Origin of the sequence: Klebsiella pneumoniae subsp. pneumoniae HS11286 (assembly GCF_000240185.1) — a bacterium.
In the GTDB taxonomy this organism is placed as follows: domain Bacteria; phylum Pseudomonadota; class Gammaproteobacteria; order Enterobacterales; family Enterobacteriaceae; genus Klebsiella; species Klebsiella pneumoniae.
Genome location: NC_016845.1, coordinates 5,314,392 through 5,333,942, shown reverse-complemented (window position 1 = coordinate 5,333,942; position 19,551 = coordinate 5,314,392). Strand labels below are relative to the sequence as shown.

General features: G+C 54.1%; 22 protein-coding genes. 19 read left to right on the top strand and 3 right to left on the bottom strand.

The window, feature by feature from the left end; genetic code table 11:
* The 11 genes from KPHS_53160 (at position 1) to KPHS_53060 (ending at position 10,124) form a co-directional block, all read left to right on the top strand.
* Positions 1-1,890, top strand: a complete 1,890-nt coding sequence (locus tag KPHS_53160) for a tRNA uridine 5-carboxymethylaminomethyl modification protein GidA (protein YP_005229616.1) — start codon at positions 1-3, stop codon at positions 1,888-1,890.
* Positions 1,891-2,005: 115 nt separating this feature from the next.
* Complete coding sequence (locus tag KPHS_53150) at positions 2,006-2,629, top strand: glucose-inhibited division protein B (RefSeq protein ID YP_005229615.1); 624 nt, start codon at positions 2,006-2,008, stop codon at positions 2,627-2,629.
* A gap of 616 nt (positions 2,630-3,245) precedes the next feature.
* Positions 3,246-3,626, top strand: coding sequence for an ATP synthase subunit I (locus tag KPHS_53140; RefSeq protein YP_005229614.1), 381 nt, complete (start codon positions 3,246-3,248; stop codon positions 3,624-3,626).
* A gap of 7 nt (positions 3,627-3,633) precedes the next feature.
* Entirely contained in the window at positions 3,634-4,449 is an 816-nt protein-coding gene (locus KPHS_53130) for an ATP synthase F0 subunit A (RefSeq protein YP_005229613.1), read from the top strand.
* Between the two features lie 49 nt (positions 4,450-4,498).
* The gene (locus tag KPHS_53120; protein ID YP_005229612.1) at positions 4,499-4,738 is read left to right on the top strand and encodes a F0F1 ATP synthase subunit C; all 240 of its coding nucleotides are present in this window, start codon (positions 4,499-4,501) and stop codon (positions 4,736-4,738) included.
* Between the two features lie 50 nt (positions 4,739-4,788).
* Positions 4,789-5,259, top strand: coding sequence for an ATP synthase F0 subunit B (locus tag KPHS_53110; RefSeq protein YP_005229611.1), 471 nt, complete (start codon positions 4,789-4,791; stop codon positions 5,257-5,259).
* Positions 5,260-5,273: 14 nt separating this feature from the next.
* Positions 5,274-5,807: a F0F1 ATP synthase subunit delta gene (locus KPHS_53100; RefSeq protein ID YP_005229610.1), complete on the top strand. Its 534-nt coding sequence runs from the start codon at positions 5,274-5,276 to the stop codon at positions 5,805-5,807.
* 12 nt (positions 5,808-5,819) lie between these two features.
* A complete protein-coding gene (locus KPHS_53090) occupies positions 5,820-7,361 on the top strand; it encodes a F0F1 ATP synthase subunit alpha (RefSeq protein YP_005229609.1) in 1,542 nt (513 codons plus the stop codon).
* 50 nt (positions 7,362-7,411) lie between these two features.
* Positions 7,412-8,275 carry a F0F1 ATP synthase subunit gamma gene (locus KPHS_53080; RefSeq protein YP_005229608.1) on the top strand — a complete coding sequence of 288 codons (864 nt, stop codon included), beginning with the start codon at positions 7,412-7,414 and terminating at the stop codon, positions 8,273-8,275.
* A gap of 26 nt (positions 8,276-8,301) precedes the next feature.
* Positions 8,302-9,684 (top strand): F0F1 ATP synthase subunit beta, encoded by a 1,383-nt coding sequence (locus KPHS_53070; RefSeq protein ID YP_005229607.1) that lies wholly within the window; start codon positions 8,302-8,304, stop codon positions 9,682-9,684.
* A gap of 26 nt (positions 9,685-9,710) precedes the next feature.
* Complete coding sequence (locus tag KPHS_53060) at positions 9,711-10,124, top strand: F0F1 ATP synthase subunit epsilon (protein YP_005229606.1); 414 nt, start codon at positions 9,711-9,713, stop codon at positions 10,122-10,124.
* A gap of 153 nt (positions 10,125-10,277) precedes the next feature.
* Here KPHS_53060 and KPHS_53050 read toward each other — a convergent pair whose 3' ends face one another.
* The 3 genes from KPHS_53050 to KPHS_53030 are packed head-to-tail and all read right to left on the bottom strand — an operon-like array spanning position 10,278 to position 10,698.
* Positions 10,278-10,400 (bottom strand): hypothetical protein, encoded by a 123-nt coding sequence (locus KPHS_53050; protein YP_005229605.1) that lies wholly within the window; start codon positions 10,398-10,400, stop codon positions 10,278-10,280.
* A complete protein-coding gene (locus KPHS_53040) occupies positions 10,382-10,501 on the bottom strand; it encodes a hypothetical protein (RefSeq protein ID YP_005229604.1) in 120 nt (39 codons plus the stop codon). Before KPHS_53040 ends, KPHS_53050 begins: the two co-directional genes overlap by 19 nt.
* Positions 10,502-10,536: 35 nt before the next feature.
* Positions 10,537-10,698: a hypothetical protein gene (locus KPHS_53030; RefSeq protein YP_005229603.1), complete on the bottom strand. Its 162-nt coding sequence runs from the start codon at positions 10,696-10,698 to the stop codon at positions 10,537-10,539.
* A 121-nt stretch (positions 10,699-10,819) separates the two neighbouring features.
* Here KPHS_53030 and KPHS_53020 point away from each other — a divergent pair, with 121 nt between their 5' ends.
* The 8 genes from KPHS_53020 to KPHS_52950 all read left to right on the top strand — a co-directional run bounded on the left by KPHS_53020 (position 10,820) and on the right by KPHS_52950 (position 19,315).
* Positions 10,820-12,190: a bifunctional N-acetylglucosamine-1-phosphate uridyltransferase/glucosamine-1-phosphate acetyltransferase gene (locus KPHS_53020; protein ID YP_005229602.1), complete on the top strand. Its 1,371-nt coding sequence runs from the start codon at positions 10,820-10,822 to the stop codon at positions 12,188-12,190.
* Between the two features lie 183 nt (positions 12,191-12,373).
* Positions 12,374-14,203, top strand: a complete 1,830-nt coding sequence (locus KPHS_53010) for a glucosamine-fructose-6-phosphate aminotransferase (RefSeq protein ID YP_005229601.1) — start codon at positions 12,374-12,376, stop codon at positions 14,201-14,203.
* A gap of 336 nt (positions 14,204-14,539) precedes the next feature.
* Positions 14,540-15,580 (top strand): phosphate transporter subunit, encoded by a 1,041-nt coding sequence (locus tag KPHS_53000; protein YP_005229600.1) that lies wholly within the window; start codon positions 14,540-14,542, stop codon positions 15,578-15,580.
* A 176-nt stretch (positions 15,581-15,756) separates the two neighbouring features.
* Positions 15,757-16,668 (top strand): phosphate transporter permease subunit, encoded by a 912-nt coding sequence (locus KPHS_52990; protein ID YP_005229599.1) that lies wholly within the window; start codon positions 15,757-15,759, stop codon positions 16,666-16,668.
* Entirely contained in the window at positions 16,668-17,558 is an 891-nt protein-coding gene (locus KPHS_52980; RefSeq protein ID YP_005229598.1) for a phosphate transporter permease subunit, read from the top strand. The genes KPHS_52990 and KPHS_52980 overlap by 1 nt, the downstream gene beginning before the upstream one ends.
* A gap of 47 nt (positions 17,559-17,605) precedes the next feature.
* Positions 17,606-18,379, top strand: coding sequence for a phosphate transporter subunit (locus KPHS_52970; protein ID YP_005229597.1), 774 nt, complete (start codon positions 17,606-17,608; stop codon positions 18,377-18,379).
* Between the two features lie 50 nt (positions 18,380-18,429).
* On the top strand, positions 18,430-19,155 hold the full coding sequence (locus tag KPHS_52960) for a transcriptional regulator PhoU (RefSeq protein YP_005229596.1): 726 nt from the start codon (positions 18,430-18,432) through the stop codon (positions 19,153-19,155).
* Positions 19,156-19,180: 25 nt separating this feature from the next.
* Positions 19,181-19,315 (top strand): hypothetical protein, encoded by a 135-nt coding sequence (locus tag KPHS_52950; protein ID YP_005229595.1) that lies wholly within the window; start codon positions 19,181-19,183, stop codon positions 19,313-19,315.
* Positions 19,316-19,551 lie beyond the last annotated feature (236 nt).

The window sequence follows — 19,551 nt, the reverse complement described above, 5'->3', positions numbered from 1 at the left end:
ATGTTTTATCAGGATCCTTTTGACGTCATTATCATTGGCGGGGGTCATGCAGGCACTGAGGCCGCAATGGCCGCAGCGCGTATGGGTCAACAAACCCTGCTTTTGACACACAATATCGACACGCTGGGGCAAATGAGTTGCAACCCGGCGATTGGCGGCATTGGGAAAGGACACCTGGTAAAAGAAGTGGATGCGCTCGGCGGTTTGATGGCCAAAGCGATCGATCAGGCGGGTATTCAGTTTAGGATACTAAACGCCAGCAAAGGACCGGCAGTGCGCGCCACCCGCGCCCAGGCTGACCGCGTGCTTTATCGTCAGGCAGTACGTACCGCGCTGGAGAACCAGCCGAACCTGATGATCTTCCAGCAGGCGGTTGAAGATCTGATTGTCGAAAACGATCGCGTCGTGGGCGCCGTCACCCAGATGGGCCTCAAATTCCGCGCTAAAGCGGTAGTGCTGACTGTCGGGACCTTCCTTGACGGCAAAATCCATATTGGTCTGGACAACTACAGCGGCGGCCGCGCCGGCGATCCGCCGTCTATCCCGCTGTCTCGTCGTCTGCGTGAATTGCCTCTGCGCGTAAGTCGTCTGAAAACCGGTACTCCGCCGCGTATTGACGCGCGCACCATCGATTTCAGCGTGCTGGCGCAGCAGCATGGCGATAACCCGATGCCGGTCTTCTCGTTCATGGGATCCGCGGATCAGCATCCGCGCCAGGTACCGTGCTATATCACCCACACTAACGAGAAAACCCACGATGTGATCCGCAATAACCTCGATCGCAGTCCTATGTACGCCGGAGTGATCGAAGGGATCGGACCTCGCTATTGCCCGTCGATCGAAGACAAAGTCATGCGCTTTGCCGATCGCAACCAGCATCAGATCTTCCTCGAGCCGGAAGGACTGACCTCAAACGAAATTTATCCGAACGGTATATCCACCAGCCTGCCCTTTGATGTGCAAATGCAAATCGTCCGCTCGATGCAGGGGATGGAGAATGCGCGGATCGTCCGTCCAGGCTACGCTATTGAGTACGATTTCTTCGACCCGCGCGATCTGAAGCCAACGCTTGAGAGCAAATTTATTCAGGGTCTGTTCTTCGCCGGCCAAATCAACGGTACCACCGGTTATGAAGAGGCGGCGGCTCAGGGGCTGCTGGCCGGACTTAACGCCGCCCGCTTCTCTGCGGAAAAAGAGGGCTGGGCGCCGCGTCGCGATCAGGCTTACCTCGGCGTGCTGGTAGATGACCTCTGCACCCTGGGTACCAAAGAACCGTACCGCATGTTTACTTCCCGCGCTGAATATCGTCTGATGCTGCGCGAAGACAACGCCGATTTGCGTTTGACCGAACAGGGGCGCGAGCTGGGTCTGGTAGATGACGAACGCTGGGCGCGCTACAACGAGAAGCTGGAAAGCATCGAACGTGAACGCCAGCGTCTGAAATCCACCTGGGTGAATCCGCAGGCAGAGAGCGCCAACGAAGTGAACGCTCACCTGACCGCGCCGTTGTCGCGTGAAGCCAGCGGCGAAGATCTGCTGCGTCGTCCGGAAATGACCTACGAACAGCTGGTTCAACTCTCGCCATTCACCCCGGGACTGGAAGATCGTCAGGCGGCTGAACAGGTAGAGATCCAGGTGAAGTATGAGGGCTATATCGCGCGCCAGCAGGATGAGATTGAGAAACAACAGCGCAATGAGAATACCTTGCTGCCAGCGACCCTCGACTACCGCCAGGTCACTGGGCTGTCTAACGAGGTGATTGCCAAACTGAACGACCATAAACCGTCGTCGATAGGGCAGGCGTCACGTATCTCCGGGATCACCCCGGCGGCGATCTCTATTTTGCTGGTTTGGCTGAAAAAGCAGGGGATGCTGCGCCGCAGCGCCTGATTGCGGCTGCCTGCCGCGCTGATTTCCCAGTTGCATAATCAGCGTTCGCCTTTATCATTCATAGCCCGGTAAGCGTTAGCGCCTCCGGGCTCATTATTTTTTGAAGGTACTTACCGTGCTCAACAAACTTTCTCGTCTGCTGGATGAAGCGGGTATTTCGCTCACCGATCACCAGAAAAATCAGCTGGTGGCTTACGTCGGACTGCTCGATAAGTGGAACAAAGCCTATAACCTGACCTCCGTTCGCGATCCGAATGAGATGCTGGTGCGTCATATTCTCGACAGCATCATCGTGGCGCCTTATCTGCAGGGCTCGCGCTTTATCGATGTTGGTACGGGCCCGGGGTTGCCGGGGATCCCGTTGGCCATCGTATGTCCGGAGTCACATTTCACCCTGCTGGACAGCCTTGGCAAGCGCGTGCGCTTCCTGCGTCAGGTGCAGCACGAGCTGAAGCTGGATAACGTCACCCCGGTGCAGAGCCGCGTGGAAGCCTTCCCGGCCGAGCCGCCGTTTGATGGCGTGATAAGCCGCGCTTTCGCATCGCTTAATGATATGGTGAGCTGGTGCCATCATCTGCCGGCAGCGAATGGTCACTTCTATGCGCTCAAAGGGTTAGCGCAAAAAGAAGAAATGGAAAGTCTGCCGGAAGGGTATGACATTGTCGAGGTGATTGAGCTGCATGTTCCTCGGTTGGAAGGGGAGCGGCACCTGGTGGTGATTAAGCCAAAATCGAGTTAATTTTTATCAAAAAATGTGGAAAAAATGTGGCCCGCGCATGTTACAAAAATAAAGGACGTCCCCCGATATTAACGGGCTGCATTTAACCTTGTTTTTACTATGGCTTTTCTTGCAGTTAACTTAGCGTAAGTGATTCACTGACAAAATAGTCAACTTTGAAAATATCAGGGTGCTAAAAATCGACAATGATGAACAGCATAGTGATGTTAAATTTTTATTATAAATGTCAATAAAAGGTTTTTATTGTATGTGAGGTTGTTTTAGATAATGTCCTCACTTTTTATCTTGAATATCAAAAGCATGAAAAATAGTGTTTTATGTCCTTGATTCATTAAAGGGCGCTTGAAATGTTTATTATGTGATCTGATGCACGCTTTAATTGCCGTGTTTCCTCGTTATTTGCAGTTTTGTATGACCGCTCACAGAACGCTGAAATGCACGGAAAGTTGTCCGTTGGAAAATAATTAAACATTTATTCACTATTTTGCTACTTATTGTTTGAAATCACGGGGCGTCACCGTATAATTTGTCCGCTTTTTGATGCTTGACTCTTCGTCTTAAAGGACGTTTTATACGACACGCGACATACCTCAAAGGGAGCAGGAGTAAAAACGTGATGTCAGTGTCGCTCTTGAGTCGAAACGTTGCTCGCAAGCTTCTGTTTATTCAGTTACTGGCAGTAATGGCAAGTGGACTGCTGTTCAGCCTCAAAGACCCCTTCTGGGGCATTTCCGCTGTATGCGGCGGTTTGGCAGTGGTCTTGCCAAATCTGATGTTTATAATTTTTGCCTGGCGTCATCAGGCGCATACACCAGCAAAAGGCCGTGTGGCCTGGACCTTCGCCTTCGGTGAAGCCTTCAAGGTGTTGCTGACCTTCGCCCTTCTGGCGGTGGCGCTGGCCGTTTTAAAAGTGGTATTTTTGCCACTGATCGTGACGTGGGTTTTGGTGCTGGTGGTACAAGTTCTGGCGCCAGCTGTAATTAACAACAAAGGGTAAAGGCATCATGGCTTCAGAAAATATGACGCCGCAGGATTACATAGGACACCATCTGAACAACCTTCAGTTGGACCTGCGTACATTCTCGCTGGTGGATCCGCACAACCACACAGCCACCTTCTGGACGCTCAACATTGACTCCATGTTCTTCTCGGTGGTTCTCGGTCTGCTGTTCCTTGCCATGTTCCGTAGCGTTGCTAAGAAAGCGACCAGCGGCGTACCAGGGAAATTCCAAACCTTCATCGAAATGATCATCGGCTTCGTCCATGGCAGCGTCAAAGACATGTACCATGGCAAGAGCAAGGTTATCGCGCCGCTGGCGCTGACCGTGTTCGTCTGGGTCTTCCTGATGAACCTGATGGACCTGCTGCCAATCGACCTGCTTCCTTATATCGGCGAACACATTTTCGGCCTGCCAGCACTGCGCGTGGTTCCGTCTGCCGACGTGAACATCACCCTGTCGATGGCGCTTGGCGTGTTCATCCTGATTATTTTCTACAGCATCAAAATGAAAGGCGTTGGTGGGTTCGTTAAAGAACTGACCATGCAGCCGTTCAATCACTGGGCGTTCATTCCTGTCAACTTAATCCTTGAAGGGGTAAGCCTGCTGTCCAAACCGGTCTCTCTCGGTCTGCGACTGTTCGGCAACATGTATGCCGGTGAGCTGATTTTCATTCTGATTGCTGGTCTGTTGCCGTGGTGGTCACAGTGGGTTCTGAATGTGCCTTGGGCCATTTTCCACATCCTGATTATTACGCTGCAAGCCTTCATCTTCATGGTTCTGACGATTGTCTATCTGTCGATGGCATCTGAAGAGCATTGATTTTTTACCAACACTACTACGTTTTAACTGAAACAAACTGGAGACTGTCATGGAAAACCTGAATATGGATCTGCTGTACATGGCTGCCGCTGTGATGATGGGTCTGGCGGCAATCGGTGCTGCGATCGGTATCGGCATCCTCGGAGGTAAATTCCTGGAAGGCGCAGCGCGTCAGCCGGATCTGATCCCTCTGCTGCGTACTCAGTTCTTTATCGTTATGGGTCTGGTGGATGCTATCCCGATGATCGCTGTAGGTCTGGGTCTGTACGTGATGTTCGCCGTCGCGTAGTAAGTTGTTAGAAACCTAAGCCACAGAGTTAATTAAAGAGGTATTGTGCTGTGAACATGAACGCAACAATCCTCGGCCAGGCCATCGCGTTTGTTATCTTCGTATGGTTCTGCATGAAATACGTATGGCCGCCTTTAATGGCTGCCATCGAAAAACGCCAGAAAGAGATTTCTGACGGTTTAGCTTCTGCAGAACGCGCTAAGAAAGATTTGGACCTTGCACAGGCCAACGCGACCGACCAGCTGAAAAAAGCGAAAGCGGAAGCCCAGGTAATCATTGAGCAGGCGAACAAGCGCCGCTCTCAGATTCTGGACGAAGCTAAAGCTGAAGCAGAACAGGAACGCACCAAAATCGTTGCACAAGCGCAGGCTGAAATTGATGCTGAGCGTAAACGTGCACGCGAGGAGCTGCGTAAGCAGGTCGCTATCCTGGCTGTTGCTGGCGCCGAGAAGATCATCGAACGTTCCGTGGATGAAGCTGCTAACAGCGACATCGTGGATAAACTTGTCGCTGAACTGTAAGGAGGGAGGGGCTGATGTCTGAATTTGTAACGGTAGCTCGCCCCTACGCCAAAGCAGCTTTTGACTTTGCCGTCGAACACAACAGTGTTGAACGCTGGCAGGATATGCTGGCGTTTGCCGCCGAAGTGACCAAAAACGACCAAATGGCAGAGCTTCTCTCCGGTGCTTTGGCGCCGGAAACGCTCTCAGAAGCGTTTATCGCTATCTGCGGCGAGCAACTCGACGAAAATGGCCAGAACCTGATTAAGGTGATGGCGGAAAATAATCGTCTGAAGGTGCTCCCGGACGTTCTTGAGCAATTCATTCACCTGCGCGCGGCCAGTGAGGCCATCGCAGAGGTAGAAGTAATATCTGCCAACCAACTGAGTGATGAACAGCTTGCCAGGATCGTCAGCGCGATGGAAAAACGTCTGTCACGCAAAGTTAAGCTGAATTGCAAAATCGATAAGTCTGTTATGGCAGGTATTATCATCCGTGCGGGTGATATGGTCATTGATGGCAGCGTACGCGGCCGTCTTGAGCGCCTTGCAGACGTCTTGCAGTCTTAAGGGGACTGGAGCATGCAACTGAATTCCACCGAAATCAGCGAACTGATCAAGCAGCGCATTGCTCAGTTCAATGTTGTGAGCGAAGCTCATAACGAAGGTACTATTGTTTCTGTAAGTGACGGTGTTATCCGCATCCACGGCCTTGCCGAATGTATGCAGGGCGAGATGATCTCCCTGCCGGGTAACCGTTACGCTATCGCACTGAACCTGGAGCGCGACTCCGTAGGTGCGGTGGTAATGGGTCCGTACGCTGACCTCGCCGAAGGCATGAAGGTGAAATGTACTGGCCGTATCCTGGAAGTTCCGGTAGGCCGTGGCCTGCTGGGCCGCGTGGTGAACACCCTGGGCGCGCCAATTGATGGTAAAGGTCCGCTGGAAAACGACGGTTTCTCCGCCGTTGAAGCGATCGCGCCGGGCGTAATCGAACGTCAGTCCGTCGATCAGCCGGTACAGACCGGTTACAAATCCGTTGACGCCATGATCCCAATCGGTCGTGGTCAGCGTGAACTGATCATCGGCGACCGTCAGACCGGTAAAACTGCGCTGGCTATCGATGCCATCATCAACCAGCGTGATTCCGGCATCAAGTGCGTCTATGTCGCTATCGGTCAGAAAGCGTCCACCATCTCTAACGTGGTGCGTAAACTGGAAGAGCACGGCGCGCTGGCTAACACCATCGTAGTGGTAGCGACTGCATCTGAATCTGCTGCACTGCAATACCTGGCGCCATACGCTGGTTGCGCAATGGGCGAATACTTCCGCGACCGCGGTGAAGATGCGCTGATCGTTTACGATGATCTGTCTAAACAGGCTGTTGCTTATCGCCAGATCTCCCTGCTGCTCCGTCGTCCGCCTGGACGTGAAGCGTTCCCGGGCGACGTATTCTACCTCCACTCTCGTCTGCTGGAGCGTGCTGCGCGTGTTAACGCCGAATACGTTGAAGCCTTCACCAAAGGTGAAGTGAAAGGGAAAACCGGTTCTCTGACTGCGCTGCCGATTATCGAAACGCAGGCGGGTGACGTTTCCGCATTCGTTCCGACCAACGTAATCTCTATTACCGATGGTCAGATCTTCCTGGAAACCAACCTGTTTAACGCCGGTATTCGTCCTGCGGTTAACCCGGGTATCTCCGTATCCCGTGTTGGTGGTGCAGCGCAGACCAAGATCATGAAGAAACTGTCCGGTGGTATCCGTACCGCGCTGGCGCAGTATCGTGAACTGGCGGCGTTCTCCCAGTTTGCATCCGACCTTGACGATGCAACCCGCAAACAGCTGGACCACGGTCAGAAAGTGACCGAGCTGCTGAAACAGAAACAGTATGCGCCGATGTCCGTCGCGCAGCAGTCTCTGGTTCTGTTCGCAGCAGAACGTGGTTACCTGGCTGATGTAGAACTGGCGAAAATCGGTAGCTTCGAAGCCGCTCTGCTGGCTTACGTCGACCGTGATTACGCTCCGCTGATGCAAGAGATTAACCAGTCCGGTGGCTATAACGACGAAATCGAAGGCAAGCTGAAAGGCATCCTCGATTCCTTCAAAGCAACCCAGTCCTGGTAACGTCTGGCGGTCTGTCTTAGGGCAGGCCGCAAGGCATTGAGGAGAAGCTCATGGCCGGCGCAAAAGAGATACGTAGTAAGATCGCAAGCGTCCAGAACACGCAAAAGATCACTAAAGCGATGGAGATGGTCGCCGCTTCCAAAATGCGTAAATCGCAGGAGCGCATGGCGGCCAGCCGTCCTTACGCAGATACTATGCGCAAAGTGATTGGTCACCTTGCGAACGGTAATCTGGAATATAAGCACCCTTACCTGGAAGAACGCGACGTTAAGCGCGTGGGCTACCTGGTGGTGTCGACCGACCGTGGTCTGTGCGGCGGCTTGAACATTAACCTGTTCAAGAAACTGCTGGCGGAAATGAAAGCATGGTCCGATAAAGGCGTTCAGTGCGACCTCGCAATGATCGGCTCTAAGGGCGTTTCTTTCTTTAACTCCGTGGGCGGCAACGTGGTTGCACAGGTGACCGGTATGGGGGATAACCCATCCCTGTCCGAACTGATCGGCCCGGTAAAAGTGATGTTGCAGGCCTATGATGAAGGCCGTCTGGACAAGCTGTACGTTGTCAGCAACAAATTTATTAACACCATGTCTCAGGTTCCGACGATCACTCAGCTGCTGCCGTTACCGGCATCAGAAGATGCTGATCTGAAACGTAAATCCTGGGATTACCTGTATGAGCCCGATCCGAAAGCGCTGCTGGATACCCTCCTGCGCCGCTACGTCGAATCTCAGGTTTATCAGGGCGTGGTTGAAAACCTGGCCAGCGAGCAGGCCGCCCGTATGGTGGCGATGAAAGCCGCGACCGATAATGGCGGCAGCCTGATTAAAGAGCTGCAGTTGGTATACAACAAAGCTCGTCAGGCCAGCATTACTCAGGAACTCACCGAGATCGTCTCGGGGGCCGCCGCGGTTTAACCAGGTTATTTCGTAGAGGATTTAAGATGGCTACTGGAAAGATTGTCCAGGTAATCGGCGCCGTGGTCGACGTCGAGTTCCCTCAGGATGCCGTACCACGCGTGTACGAAGCCCTTGAGGTACAGAATGGTAATGAAGTTCTGGTGCTGGAAGTTCAGCAGCAGCTGGGCGGCGGTATCGTACGTACCATCGCCATGGGTTCTTCTGATGGTCTGCGCCGCGGTCTGGATGTAAAAGACCTCGAGCACCCGATCGAAGTCCCGGTAGGTAAAGCAACGCTGGGTCGTATCATGAACGTACTGGGTCAACCGGTTGACATGAAAGGCGACATCGGCGAAGAAGAGCGTTGGGCTATCCACCGCGCGGCACCGTCCTATGAAGAGCTGTCCAGCTCTCAGGAACTGCTGGAAACCGGCATCAAAGTTATCGACCTGATGTGTCCGTTCGCGAAGGGCGGTAAAGTTGGTCTGTTCGGCGGTGCGGGTGTAGGTAAAACTGTAAACATGATGGAGCTGATCCGTAACATCGCGATCGAGCACTCCGGTTACTCTGTGTTTGCGGGCGTAGGTGAGCGTACTCGTGAGGGTAACGACTTCTACCACGAAATGACCGACTCCAACGTTATCGATAAAGTATCCCTGGTGTACGGCCAGATGAACGAGCCGCCGGGAAACCGTCTGCGCGTTGCGCTGACCGGCCTGACCATGGCTGAGAAATTCCGTGACGAAGGTCGTGACGTACTGCTGTTCGTCGATAACATCTATCGTTACACCCTGGCCGGTACTGAAGTATCCGCGCTGCTGGGTCGTATGCCTTCAGCGGTAGGTTATCAGCCGACCCTGGCGGAAGAGATGGGCGTTCTGCAGGAACGTATCACCTCCACCAAAACCGGTTCTATCACCTCCGTACAGGCGGTATACGTACCGGCGGATGACTTAACTGACCCATCCCCAGCCACTACCTTTGCTCACTTAGATGCAACCGTAGTACTGAGCCGTCAGATCGCATCCCTGGGTATCTACCCGGCCGTTGACCCGCTGGATTCCACCAGCCGTCAGCTGGATCCGCTGGTTGTTGGTCAGGAACACTACGACACCGCGCGTGGCGTTCAGTCCATCCTGCAGCGTTATCAGGAACTGAAAGACATTATCGCCATCCTCGGTATGGACGAACTGTCTGAAGAAGACAAACTGGTGGTAGCTCGCGCGCGTAAGATCCAGCGCTTCCTGTCCCAGCCGTTCTTCGTGGCAGAAGTCTTTACCGGTTCTCCGGGCAAATACGTGGCGCTGAAAGACACCATCCGTGGCTTTAAAGGCATCATGGAAGGCGAATACGATCACCTGCCAGAGCAGGCGTTCTACATGGTCGGTTCCATCGACGAAGCCGTGGAAAAAGCCAAAAAACTTTAACGCCTTAATCGGAGGGTGATATGGCAATGACTTACCACCTGGACGTCGTCAGCGCAGAGCAACAAATGTTCTCTGGTCTGGTCGAAAAAATCCAGGTAACGGGTAGCGAAGGTGAACTGGGTATTTACCCGGGCCACGCGCCGCTGCTCACCGCCATTAAGCCTGGTATGATTCGCATCGTTAAACAGCACGGTCATGAAGAGTTTATCTATCTGTCCGGCGGCATTCTTGAAGTGCAGCCTGGCAGCGTGACCGTCCTGGCGGATACCGCAATTCGCGGTCAGGACCTCGACGAAGCGCGAGCGCTGGAAGCGAAACGCAAAGCGGAAGAGCACATTAAGAGCTCTCACGGCGATGTGGATTACGCTCAGGCGTCTGCGGAACTGGCCAAAGCGATCGCTAAACTGCGCGTTATCGAGTTGACCAAAAAAGCGATGTAACACCGGCTTGAACGTAAAAAGCCAGTCTGGGTTCCAGGCTGGCTTTTTTTATTGCCCGCTGCTGACGAGCGGATGAAGTGAAAACAGTATTCACCCTTAATTGTTATTGATTAGTTAAATGATGAGGCGTAAACTCTTTTTATGTGATGTATATCACAAAAAGAGCGTTATAAACTGCACCTGCGTCAGGAAATCATCATGAAACTGTTCCATAAAATCATCGCTAAATTTAGCGTCCTGAGCTTCTAAGCTCCGCGCTATCTCGCCCGCTGACACGACGTATCGCCCATCAAAACGACAACACTGGCGATGTGAAACCGGGAAAAGAAGGTCACCTGATAGGTGGCCTTTCGTTTTTTATGGATAGCATCAATCACTTTACCGCCCTCCCCCGCCAGCGACTGGCGAATATTTATCCTGGTTCTTCCCGCTGTGGGTGCTGATAAACGTCTGCCGCTGCGGCTTTATTCAGGTGGCGAAAAAACAGCAAAAGCAGTGAGATAGTTAATGATTCTCCACCCCGCCCTCCTTTTTCAGCGTTAAACTGATTTGCAGTGGTTAAAAATAGCGTCATAAAATGGGGTAAAACAGTGAGCCTGGACGTTTTCTCCACGTCTCGTTTTATGATGAAAAATATGTAGAAATTTCAACGTGAAAGGCTTTTACTTTTCGTTCTAACTACCGTCAGGATGAGTATGTCAAATAGTGCGATGAGCGTGGTTATCCTTGCTGCAGGCAAAGGGACCCGCATGTATTCCGATCTTCCTAAGGTGCTGCATACCCTGGCCGGGAAGCCAATGGTGCAGCATGTCATTGATGCCGCTAACGATTTAGGCGCATGTGCGGTACACCTGGTATACGGCCACGGCGGCGATCTGCTGCGTCAGACTCTGCATGAAGACAACCTGAACTGGGTGCTGCAGGCCGAGCAGCTCGGAACCGGGCACGCTATGCAGCAGGCGGCGCCATTCTTCAATGATGATGAAGACATCCTGATGCTCTATGGCGACGTGCCGCTGATCTCCGTTGAGACGCTACAGCGCCTGCGCGCCGCGAAACCACAGGGTGGGATTGGTCTGTTAACGGTGAAGCTGGATGACCCAACCGGCTATGGCCGCATTACCCGTGAAAATGGCCAGGTGACGGGCATCGTTGAGCACAAAGATGCCAGCGAGGCCCAGCGCCAGATCCAGGAAATCAACACCGGGATCCTGATCGCCGGCGGAGCGGATCTAAAGCGCTGGCTGGCGAAACTCACCAATAACAACGCTCAGGGTGAATACTACATCACCGATATCATCGCCATGGCGCACCAGGAAGGACACCAGATCGTCGCAGTGCATCCGCAGCGCCTGAGCGAAGTCGAAGGCGTCAACAACCGCCTGCAGCTTGCGCGCCTGGAGCGCGTCTACCAGGCGGAGCAGGCGGAAAAGCTGCTGCTGGCGGGCGTGATGCTGCGCGATCCGGCGCGTTTCGATCTGCGCGGTACGCTGCAGCACGGGCGCGATGTAGAGATCGATACTAACGTTATTCTGGAAGGCAACGTGGTGCTGGGCGATCGAGTGAAAATCGGCGCCGGCTGCGTGATCAAAAACAGCACCATCGGCGATGACTGCGAAATTAGCCCCTACAGCGTGGTGGAAGATGCCCAGCTGCAGGCGGCCTGCACCATCGGTCCATTTGCCCGTCTGCGCCCGGGCGCCGAACTGCTGGCAGGCGCCCACGTTGGTAACTTCGTGGAAATGAAAAAAGCGCGTCTCGGGAAAGGCTCCAAGGCGGGTCATCTGACCTATCTGGGCGATGCGGAGATTGGCGATAACGTCAATATCGGCGCGGGCACCATCACCTGCAACTACGATGGTGCGAACAAGCATAAAACGATTATTGGCGATGATGTCTTTGTCGGCTCGGATACCCAGCTGGTGGCCCCGGTCACGGTAGGCAACGGCGTCACGATCGCCGCCGGCACCACCGTCACGCGCAATATCGCCGATAACGAACTGGTGTTGAGCCGCGTACCGCAGGTCCACAAACAGGGCTGGCAGCGTCCGGTGAAGAAGAAATAATTTGGATTATCGCCGGGGAAATTTTCCCGGCGAACTAGGATGAGAGGGTCAACATAGATCCCCGTCCGCAGGCAGTACCATAACAATAACCCCACTCTCTACAAGGCTCGGGGCGCCCGGAAAACGGGCAAATACAGGTCAGCGACAACGCATGGCATATCGCCATTATCAGGAAATTTAACTATGTGTGGAATTGTTGGCGCAGTCGCGCAGCGTGATATTGCTGAAATCCTTCTCGAAGGTTTACGTCGTCTGGAATACCGTGGCTATGACTCTGCCGGTCTGGCAGTGGTCGACAGCGAAGGTCATATGACCCGCGTGCGTCGCCTGGGTAAAGTTCAGATGCTGGCTCAGGCGGTAGAAGAGCAACCGTTACACGGTGGTACCGGGATCGCCCATACTCGTTGGGCGACGCACGGCGAACCGTCTGAGAGCAATGCGCATCCGCATGTTTCTGAACACATTGTGGTGGTCCATAACGGGATCATCGAAAACCATGAGCCGCTGCGCGCCCTGCTGCAGTCTCGCGGCTATGTCTTCGTCACCGAGACCGATACCGAAGTTATTGCCCATCTGGTGCACTGGGAGCTGGAACAAGGCGGTACCTTGCGTGAAGCCGTCCTGCGCGCTATCCCGCAGCTGCGCGGCGCTTACGGTACGGTGATCATGGATACCCGTGACCCGGGAACTCTGCTGGCGGCCCGCTCCGGTAGCCCGCTGGTAATTGGCCTGGGGATGGGTGAAAACTTTATCGCCTCCGACCAGCTGGCATTGCTGCCGGTTACCCGCCGCTTCATCTTCCTCGAAGAAGGCGATATCGCGGAAGTGACTCGCCGTTCGGTGGTGATTTTTGATAAGTCCGCTGCGCAAGTGAAGCGCCAGGAGATCGAATCCAATCTGCAGTATGACGCTGGCGATAAAGGTATCTACCGCCACTATATGCAGAAAGAGATTTTCGAGCAGCCGAACGCGATTAAGAACACCCTGACCGGGCGCATCAGCCATGGCGAAGTGGATCTCAGCGAACTGGGGCCGAACGCCAATGAAATGCTGGCTCAGGTTGAACATATTCAGATAGTTGCCTGCGGGACTTCCTATAACTCCGGGATGGTTTCCCGCTACTGGTTCGAAGCGTTAGCCGGCGTCCCGTGCGATGTGGAAATCGCCTCCGAATTCCGCTATCGCAAGTCCGCAGTGCGTCGCAATAGCCTGATGATCACCCTCTCCCAGTCCGGTGAAACTGCCGATACCCTGGCGGCGCTGCGTCTGTCGAAAGAGCTGGGCTATCTCGGCTCGCTGGCCATCTGCAACGTGCCGGGCTCGTCGCTGGTGCGCGAGTCCGATCTGGCGCTGATGACCAAAGCCGGAACGGAAATCGGCGTGGCCTCGACCAAAGCCTTTACCACTCAGCTAACCGTGCTGTTGATGCTGGTGGCGAAACTGGCGCGACTGAAAGGTCAGGATGCGTCTATCGAGCATGATATCGTGCACGGCCTTCAGGCTCTGCCGAACCGTATCGAGCAAATGCTCTCCCAGGACAAGCGTATTGAGCAGCTGGCAGAGCGCTTCTCTGATAAGCACCATGCGCTGTTCCTTGGCCGTGGCGATCAGTATCCGATCGCTATGGAAGGGGCGCTGAAGCTGAAAGAGATCTCCTACATTCACGCGGAAGCCTATGCGGCGGGCGAGCTTAAGCACGGCCCACTGGCGCTGATTGATGCGGAAATGCCGGTGATCGTGGTGGCGCCGAACAACGAACTGCTGGAAAAACTGAAATCCAACATCGAAGAGGTTCGTGCCCGCGGCGGTGAACTATACGTCTTCGCCCACGGTGAAGCCGGCTTCAACGGTAGCGATAACATGCACATCATTGAGATGCCGCATGTGGAAGAGACCATCGCCCCTATCTTCTATACGGTTCCGCTGCAGCTGTTGGCTTATCACGTCGCGCTGATCAAAGGCACTGACGTTGACCAGCCGCGTAACCTGGCGAAATCGGTAACGGTTGAGTAAAGCATCCTATCCTGCAAAGGGCTGCCGACGGCGGCCCTTTTTATTTGCACCTGCTGTTTTCCATCGATTACGTGCGCAATATTTTGGCTGGCGGTAGATGACAAACGATCGTTTTACGGTCCGATTTCGCCGTCATAAAAAGAAAATTATTTTGTCATTGCACGGTCATGATTAAAGATAACCATCTGAGTTATAAGCGTATTATTTGGCGTAAAATCCACTCTCCCGGCCTGTCATAAAACTGTCATAATTCGTACATTTTACTGTCACCTCTTTGACCTATTTTGCTCACCATAGCCTCGAAACAATGATTTACGAATCCCAGCAGGAGACATTATGAACGTTATGCGTACCACCGTCGCAACAGTTGTCGCCGCGACCTTATCGATGAGCGCTTTCTCTGCCTTCGCAGCAGCAAGCCTGACTGGCGCAGGCGCAACTTTCCCTGCGCCGGTGTATGCCAAATGGGCTGATACCTATCAGAAAGAAACCGGCAATAAAGTGAACTACCAGGGTATTGGTTCCTCTGGTGGCGTTAAGCAGATTATTGCCAACACCGTTGATTTCGGTGCTTCTGATGCTCCGCTGGCTGATGACAAACTGACCCAGGAAGGTCTGTTCCAGTTCCCCACCGTGATTGGCGGCGTGGTACTGGCGGTTAACCTGCCTGGCGTGAAATCCGGCGAACTGGTGCTGGATGGCAAAACCCTCGGTGATATCTACCTGGGTAAAATTAAAAAATGGGATGACGAAGCGATCGCTAAGCTCAACCCGGGCCTGAAGCTGCCGTCGCAGAACATCGCCGTGGTCCGCCGCGCCGATGGTTCAGGTACCTCCTTCGTTTTCACCAGCTACCTGTCCAAAGTGAATGAAGAGTGGAAATCGAAAATCGGCGCCGGCTCTACCGTAAACTGGCCAACCGGTCTGGGCGGTAAAGGCAACGATGGTATCGCCGCCTTTGTTCAGCGTCTGCCTGGCTCGATTGGTTACGTCGAATACGCTTACGCTAAGCAAAACAACCTGGCCTACACCAAACTGGTCTCTGCCGACGGCAAGCCGGTTAGCCCGACTGAAGACAACTTCGCTAACGCCGCAAAAGGCGTTGACTGGAGCAAGTCTTTCGCTCAGGACCTGACCAACCAGAAAGGCGAGAATGCATGGCCGATCACCTCAACCACCTTCATCCTGGTGCATAAGGCGACGAACAAGCCGGAACAGACCGCTGAAGTGCTGAAGTTCTTCGACTGGGCGTATAAAAACGGCGGGAAAGAAGCGAATGCGCTGGATTACGCGACGCTGCCGGAAAGCGTGGTAGAGCAGGTTCGCGCGGCATGGAAAACCAACGTCAAAGACAGCAGCGGTAAAGCGCTGTACTAACAGTAGATTTTTGACGAAGATGGCGGGGGCGTTCAGGCGCTGCCCGCCCTACGGTTCAGACTGTAGGCCCGGGAGCCAACGCCACCGGGCATTTATTCGAACAAGTTTTAATACGTAAAGAGTAATCTATGGCTGCAACCAAGCCTGCATTTACCCCTCCGGGGAAAAAGGGTGACATGATTTTCAGTGCGCTGGTAAAACTGGCTGCGCTGATTGTGCTATTGATGCTGGGCGGCATCATCGTTTCCCTGATCATCTCTTCCTGGCCGAGCATTCAAAAGTTTGGCTTTGCCTTTTTGTGGACCAAAGAGTGGGATGCGCCTAACGAGATCTTCGGCGCGCTGGTCCCGATTTACGGAACCCTGGTCACCTCTTTTATCGCGCTGCTGATCGCCGTTCCGGTGAGCTTCGGCATCGCGCTGTTTCTGACAGAATTGTCCCCCGCCTGGCTCAAGCGTCCGCTGGGCATTGCGATTGAGCTGCTGGCGGCAATCCCGAGCATCGTGTACGGCATGTGGGGCCTGTTTATTTTCGCCCCGCTGTTTGCGACTTACTTCCAGGAGCCGGTCGGCAACGTTCTGTCGACCATCCCGTTCGTCGGCGCGCTGTTTGCCGGCCCGGCGTTTGGTATCGGTATTCTCGCCGCTGGCGTCATTCTGGCCATCATGATCATCCCTTACATCGCCGCGGTCATGCGCGATGTTTTCGAACAGACCCCGGTGATGATGAAAGAGTCGGCCTATGGCATCGGCTGCACCACCTGGGAGGTGATCTGGCGCATTGTCTTACCGTTCACCAAGAATGGGGTGATCGGCGGGGTGATGCTCGGTCTGGGCCGCGCGCTGGGTGAAACCATGGCGGTCACCTTTATCATCGGCAACACCTACCAGCTCGACAGCATCTCGTTGTATATGCCGGGGAACAGTATTACCTCCGCGCTGGCTAATGAGTTCGCCGAAGCGGAAACCGGCCTGCACGTGGCGGCGCTGATGGAGCTGGGCCTGATCCTGTTCGTTATCACCTTTATCGTTCTGGCCGCGTCGAAGTTTATGATTATGCGCCTCGCGAAGAATGAGGGGGCACGCTAATGGCGACCATTGAATTGCAAACTACCGCCGAACTGGCGGAGTCCCGTCGCAAGATGCAGGCCAAACGCCGCATGAAGAACCGTATCGCTCTGGCGCTGTCGATGGCGACCATGGCGTTTGGTTTGTTCTGGCTTATCTGGATCCTGATGGCGACGATAACCCGCGGTTTCGACGGCATGAGTCTGGCGCTGTTCACCGAAATGACGCCGCCGCCGAATACGGCGGGCGGTGGACTGGCTAACGCCCTCGCCGGCAGCGGCCTGCTGATCCTGTGGGCAACCGTATTTGGTACGCCGCTGGGTATCCTCGCCGGAATTTATCTGGCGGAGTATGGCCGCAAGTCGGTGCTGGCGGAAATCATCCGCTTTATCAACGACATTCTGCTTTCCGCGCCGTCTATCGTGGTGGGTCTGTTCGTCTACACCATTGTGGTGGCGCAGATGCAGCACTTCTCGGGCTGGGCGGGCGTTATCGCGCTGGCGCTGCTGCAGGTGCCTATCGTTATTCGTACCACCGAAAACATGCTGAAGCTGGTGCCGGATAGCCTGCGTGAAGCGGCCTATGCGCTGGGGACGCCGAAGTGGAAGATGATCTCGGCGATCACCCTGAAAGCCTCCGTCTCAGGGATTATGACCGGGATCCTGCTGGCTATTGCCCGTATCGCCGGGGAAACGGCGCCGCTGCTGTTCACCGCGCTGTCCAACCAGTTCTGGAGCACCGACATGATGCAGCCGATTGCCAACCTGCCGGTGACCATTTTCAAATTTGCCATGAGTCCGTTTGCGGAGTGGCAGCAACTGGCATGGGCCGGGGTATTGATTATCACCCTGTGCGTCTTGCTGCTGAACATCCTGGCGCGCGTTATCTTCGCCAAGAAGAAACACGGTTAATTTTTTGCGGCGCAGCAACTGCTGCGCTGAATGAGGAAGAGATTGAGATGAGTATGGTGAATACAGCTCCGGGTAAGATTTCAGTTCGTAACCTGAACTTCTACTACGGCAAATTCCATGCCCTGAAGAACATCAACCTGGATATCACCAAAAACCAGGTGACGGCGTTTATCGGTCCGTCAGGCTGTGGTAAATCCACCCTGCTGCGCACGTTCAACAAGATGTTTGAACTGTATCCGGAGCAGCGCGCGGAAGGTGAGATCCTGCTGGATGGCGACAACATTCTGACTAACACCCAGGATATCGCCCTGCTGCGCGCTAAGGTTGGCATGGTGTTCCAGAAACCAACGCCGTTCCCGATGTCCATATACGACAATATCGCCTTCGGCGTGCGCCTGTTTGAAAAGCTGTCCCGTGCCGATATGGACGAGCGCGTGCAGTGGGCGCTGACCAAAGCCGCATTATGGAACGAAACCAAAGATAAACTGCACCAGAGCGGGTATTCTCTCTCCGGTGGTCAGCAGCAGCGTCTGTGCATTGCCCGCGGTATCGCGATCCGCCCGGAAGTGCTGCTGCTTGATGAGCCGTGCTCCGCGCTGGACCCGATCTCCACCGGGCGTATCGAAGAGCTGATCACCGAGCTGAAACAGGACTACACCGTCGTTATCGTGACTCACAACATGCAGCAGGCTGCGCGTTGCTCCGACCATACGGCATTTATGTATCTTGGCGAGCTGATTGAGTTCAGCAACACGGATGACCTGTTCACTAAGCCCGCGAAGAAACAAACTGAAGATTATATTACTGGCCGCTACGGTTGATTTGCCCTTGTGCTTTCAGGCTCTCACCAGTTGGGCAATCAGGAGACACCATGGACAACCTAAATCTTAACAAACATATTTCCGGCCAGTTCAACGCTGAACTGGAGTATATCCGCACCCAGGTGATGACCATGGGTGGGCTGGTGGAACAGCAGCTCTCTGATGCCATCACCGCCATGCATAACCAGGACAGCGATCTGGCGAAACGCGTCATCGACGGCGACAAGCAGGTCAACATGATGGAAGTGGCTATCGATGAAGCGTGCGTGCGCATCATCGCCAAGCGCCAGCCGACCGCCAGCGACCTGCGCCTGGTGATGGCGATCATCAAGACTATCGCTGAGCTGGAACGCATTGGCGACGTGGCGGATAAAATCTGCCGCACCGCGCTGGAGAAGTTTTCCCAGCAGCACCAGCCGCTGCTGGTGAGCCTCGAATCGCTGGGCCGCCACACGGTGCAGATGCTGCATGACGTACTGGATGCGTTTGCGCGTATGGATCTCGACGAAGCGGTACGTATCTATCGCGAAGATAAGAAAGTCGACCAGGAGTATGAAGGCATCGTGCGTCAGCTGATGACCTACATGATGGAAGACTCGCGCACTATCCCCAGCGTCCTGACCGCGCTGTTCTGTGCGCGCTCCATCGAGCGTATCGGCGACCGCTGCCAGAATATCTGCGAATATATTTTCTACTTCGTCAAAGGTCAGGATTTCCGTCACGTTGGCGGCGATGAGCTGGATAAACTGCTCGCTGGCAAAGATCCGAAAGAGTAATAATCATTCTGTCTAATTCTGGTAAATGGATTTATCAGAATTAGATATGTTTTACCCCGCGGCAGCGAGATTGCTGAGATTATCGTCACAATTAACAATCTGCCCGTTTGAGTTATTCATTTTATCGCGTAACAATCAGCTGCCACTCACTGAGTTTTAACGCTCAGGATGGTTTAAACGGATTGTGACTGCGACAGCAGGCAAAACCTGATATTGCTCCTGGGGGCGATATCAGGTTTTTTGTTTTATGCGGGCCAATAATGGCTGAATGAGGGTTGCTACCGCGATGCGCGGGCAAAACCTGAAGAGGATTATCTGCCAAGGCAGATGGTCTTCTTCAGGTTTTTTTGTTTTTGTCTAACCGCAAAAATAACAGCCGCCGCGACGTCAAACGGT